The 4,280-nt window shown below is 70.3% G+C and carries 3 protein-coding genes; 1 reads left to right on the top strand and 2 read right to left on the bottom strand.

What is annotated here, in order from left to right; translation table 11 throughout:
- Nucleotides 1–48: 48 nt before the first annotated feature.
- Nucleotides 49–1,599: an MFS transporter gene (locus ACFU53_RS46950; RefSeq protein ID WP_384006473.1), complete on the bottom strand. Its 1,551-nt coding sequence runs from the start codon at nt 1,597–1,599 to the stop codon at nt 49–51.
- Nucleotides 1,600–1,818: 219 nt separating this feature from the next.
- The gene (locus ACFU53_RS46945; RefSeq protein WP_384006470.1) at nt 1,819–2,472 is read right to left on the bottom strand and encodes a TetR/AcrR family transcriptional regulator; all 654 of its coding nucleotides are present in this window, start codon (nt 2,470–2,472) and stop codon (nt 1,819–1,821) included.
- Nucleotides 2,473–2,799: 327 nt separating this feature from the next.
- Here ACFU53_RS46945 and ACFU53_RS46940 point away from each other — a divergent pair, with 327 nt between their 5' ends.
- Nucleotides 2,800–4,158, top strand: coding sequence for a M6 family metalloprotease domain-containing protein (locus ACFU53_RS46940; protein WP_384006468.1), 1,359 nt, complete (start codon nt 2,800–2,802; stop codon nt 4,156–4,158).
- Nucleotides 4,159–4,280 lie beyond the last annotated feature (122 nt).

Below are 4,280 nucleotides of genomic sequence, written 5' to 3'. Positions count from 1 at the left end.
GCCCCTGCCCCACCCCTCCAGGCCGGCGTCATTCGTCAGGCCGGACTCTCAGTGGGCGATCACCGGGACCTTGACCTCGTCCGTCGCGCCGTCGCCCGCTCCGGTTGTCGCCGTCATGTCCGGCTTACCCGTCGTGACGAGGGTGAAGGCGATGGCGGCGGAGGCGACGAGGATGGCCACGGCGAACCAGATGGCGCTGGTGTAGCCGTTGACCATGCCCTGGAGTTCGACCAGCTGTGCCGCCGGCTTCGAGGTGGCCGAGCCGATGTGGTCCTTGACGTAGGACGTGGTCGCTGAGGCGGCGATCGTGTTCAGGAGGGCCGTGCCGATGGCGCCGCCGACCTGCTGGGAGGTGTTGACCATGGCGGAGGCCACGCCCGCGTCACGCGGTTCGACACCGTGGGTCGCGAGGGACATGGCCGGCATGAACGCCGTACCCATGCCGAGGCCGAGCAGCAGCTGGGCCGGCAGGAGCAGACCGGCGAACGAGGAGTCGACCTCCATCTGGGTCAGCAGGAGCATGCCGAGGCCGGCGACCAGGAAGCCCGGGGCCATCAGCAGACGCGGCGGGACCCGGGTCATGAGGCGGGTGCCGATCTGGGTCGAGCCGGTGATCATGCCCACGATCATGGGCAGGAAGGCGAAGCCGGTCTTGACCGGCGAGTACCCCTTCACGATCTGCAGGTAGTAGGTCAGGAACAGGAACAGGCCGAACATCGCGATGATCGCGAGGCCGAGGGAGAGGTAGACACCGCCGCGGTTGCGCTCGGTGATCACGCGCAGCGGCAGCAGCGGGGCCTTGACCTTGGACTCGACGAAGACGAAGGCCGCGAGGAGTACCGCCGAGGCCACGAACAGGGTGACGGTCATGGAGTCGCCCCAGCCGTCGGACTCGGCTCGCGTGAAGCCGTAGACCAGGGAGACCAGGCCCAGGGTGGACAGGACCACGCCGGGGATGTCGAGCGGGGAGCGGTTGCGGCCGCCCGCCGGCTCACGGATGACGAAGTACGCGCCGACCGCCGCGATCACCGCGAACGGGATGTTGACGAAGAACGTCCAGCGCCAGTCCAGGTACTCGGTCAGGAAGCCGCCGAGGATCAGGCCCACGGCGCCGCCGCCACCGGCGATCGCGCCGTAGATGCCGAACGCCTTGGCGCGCTCCCTGGCGTCGGTGAACATCACGGCGAGGAGGGAGAGCGCGGCGGGCGCGAGCAGCGCGCCGAAGGCGCCCTGGAGCGCGCGGGCGCCCAGCATCATCGCCTCACCGGTGGCCGCGCCGCCCAGCGCGGAGGCGCCGGCGAAGCCGATCAGACCGGTGACGAAGGTGCGCTTGCGGCCCCACAGATCGGAGATACGGCCGCCGAAGAGGAGGAGACCGCCGAAGGCCAGCGCGTACGCGGTGATGACCCACTGGCGGTTGCCGTCCGATATCCCCAGGTCCTGCTGGGCGGACGGAAGGGCGATGTTCACGATGGTCGCGTCGAGCACGACCATCAGCTGGGCCAGTGCGATGAAGACGAGCGCTTTCCAGCGGCTGGCGTGAGCGTCGTTGTCCGGATCGTCGACTGATCCGGGAGCGCTGCGGACTGTTTCGGACATGGGGATACCCACTTCGGGACTTCGTGACGGAAAAATCGGTATCGGATGGCGAAAAAGGCGTCGAGACGTAGCGGCTTGTCGTCGTCGACAGCCGTGAGATCGGCGAGTCATGCCAGGGTCGGGCGAGGCCGGGTCGAGGGCTGGTCAGACCGGGTCGAAGGCTGGTCAGTCAGGGCGAGGGCTGGTCAGTCAGGGCGAGGGCTGGTCAGGTCGGGTGGGTCAGGACGGGCAGGGCCTCCGTAGGTCCTCCACGGTCACGGGAGCACCGGGCAGTTCGGAGGAGGCCGGGGCGCGCAGCCCGTCCAGGAACAGTTGCAGGTGGCGGTGGAGGAAGCGGTCGGTGCCCGCGCACTGGGTGCCGGCCGGTGGCCTGCTGAGCTGACTGACGGCGATCATCAGGTCGCCGACGCCCACATCGGCGCGGAGCTGCCCGGCGTCCCGGGCGCGCTTCATGATTCCTTCGACCTGCTCCTCCAAGCGCTCGCGCGCCGCCTCCAGATCGGGGTGGTGCTGGTCGAACGTGCTCTGGATCATCGGGCAGAGGGCGCTGACCCGTTCGTCGGCCGAGGTGTGCACGAAGCGCGAAAGCGCCTCGAACGCGTCACCGATCTCGGCGAGCGCGGCCTCGGCCGCGAGGGCCGTACGGTCCATGACCGAGCAGACGACCTCACGGACCAGTGCGTCCCGGTCCGGGAAGTTGCGGTACAGCGTGGCGTTGCCGACGCCGGCCCGACGGGCGATCTCGTCGAGCGGCACCTCGGGGCCGAACTCGACGAACATCTCCCGGGCGGCACCGACGATCCGCTCCCGGTTGCGCAGGGCGTCGGCCCGAGGGCGGGGCACCTTGCGACGTACGGCGGTGGCGGTCTCCACGGCGTACTCCTCTTCCTGATCCAGTGGTGTGGGGGGCGGCCGGTGACTATCCGGGGATGGAGTCCCCGTTTCGCTCGGACGCATGGTTAAACGGGGAAACGATCCCCGGTTATTTCCCATCCTGGAAGACTTTTCCTGTGACCTGAGTCACACGGCCACGCCCTACCCGGCCGCCTTCTCGGCCCTGCTCGGCCACCCTCGGCCGTACTCGAATGTGAAGCCCACGTTCGGACCTTCCAGCGCGCGCCCGCGCACCCCGCGACACAGGGTGATCGAAAGGGTGCAGCTTCGTCACCGGGCGGCTGCCGTGGAGCGAAGGGCGCGTGCATGCAGCAGCCGTTCCGCAGAAACGGGATACCTCCGCGCCGGATACGGCCGCTCCGGACAGCTCCGTCCCAGCCGCCTCACGCGGAGCGGTCGCGCCGGATACGTCCGCGCCGTGTCGTCGCGCTCGCCTCCGTCACCGCCCTCACGCTCGCGATCGGCACCTCCGCGGGCACCGGGCGCATGACGGCGAAGGAGGCGACGACGGCCGCGGGGGCCACCGCCCCGGCCCGCGGTTCGGCGCTCGGCCCCTGCATGATCCGCGGTCCGCTCGACACCCAGATGTCCGAGGGCATCCCGACCCCGCCCGGCTACTCCCGCTCCACCGGCACGGTCCGCGCCCTCAACCTGATGATCGACTTCTCCGACGCGCCCGGCGAGGGCAGCGCGATGGACCGCTTCGCGGAGTTCGCCCCGCAGACCCAGAAGTGGTTCAGGACCAGCAGTTACGGCCGTATCGACTACCGCCCCGAGGCCCCGCTCACCGAGTGGCTGCGGATGCCGGAATCCTTCCGCTCCTACGGCATAGAGCGCGGTGCCCCCTTCGAACCCGGCTACCGCCGGCTGGTCCAGGACATGGTGCGGGCCGCCGATCCGCTGGTGGACTTCCGGTCGTACGACCTCATCAACGTCCTCGTCACCCCGAACGCGGGCCCCTCCGCCCTCGACACCGTCCTGTCGGTGACCTTCGCCGGCAACCGCGAGGCTCCGGTCGCGGACGGCGTCCCGGTCGCCAACGCGTCGTTCGTCTACAGCCGGCAGGACGACGGCTCGGGCGCGTACGCGGACACCGGGTACCGGGTGCTCCCCCACGAGAACGGCCATGTCTTCGGGCTGCCCGACCTCTACACCCACGAGGGCGGGGGTGCGGTCGGGCACTGGGACATCATGAGCGAGGACTGGGGCGTCGACAACGATCTGCTGGGCTGGCACAAGTGGAAGCTCGGGTGGCTCGACGAGACACAGGTCGGCTGCGTGGCGGCCGTCGGCACCGCCGAGTACACGCTGACCCCGCTCGCCACGGCCGGCGGCGCGAAGCTGGTCGTCGTCCCGCTCACCTCCCGTGCGGCGTACGTCGCCGAGTTGCGCACGCGGGCGGGCAACGACGCGGCGGTGTGCCGGCCCGGCGTCCTCGTCTACCGGGTCGACGCGACCGTCGACACCGGGAACGGGCCCATCAAGGTCCACGACTCCCGCCGCGACAGCGGGGGCTGCACCCGCAGCCCCAACGTCCACGCGGAACTGTCCGATGCGCCGCTCGTCCCCGGTGAGACCTTCAAGGACGTGCGGGCGGGGGTGGAGATCGGCGTGGCGGGGGTGGACGACGGGGGGAACCATCGGGTGGTGGTGAGTCGACGGTGAGGGGTGAATGCGTCGGCGGGTGAGGGGGTGGGTGGGTGAGTCGACGGTGAGGGGCGAATGCGTGCCTGCGTGGGCGGGTGAGGGGGTGGGTGGGTCGACGGTGAGGGGCGAATGCGTGCATG

The organism is Streptomyces sp. NPDC057474, from assembly GCF_042802555.1.
Taxonomy (GTDB): domain Bacteria; phylum Actinomycetota; class Actinomycetes; order Streptomycetales; family Streptomycetaceae; genus Streptomyces.
This window is presented reverse-complemented; position numbering and strand designations above follow the sequence as displayed.

Coding starts and splice junctions, on each gene's coding strand:
- ACFU53_RS46950 (WP_384006473.1), bottom strand. CDS start 1,599: ATGTCCGAAACAGTCCGCAGCGCTCCCGGATCAGTCGACGATCCGGAC.
- ACFU53_RS46940 (WP_384006468.1), top strand. CDS start 2,800: ATGCAGCAGCCGTTCCGCAGAAACGGGATACCTCCGCGCCGGATACGG.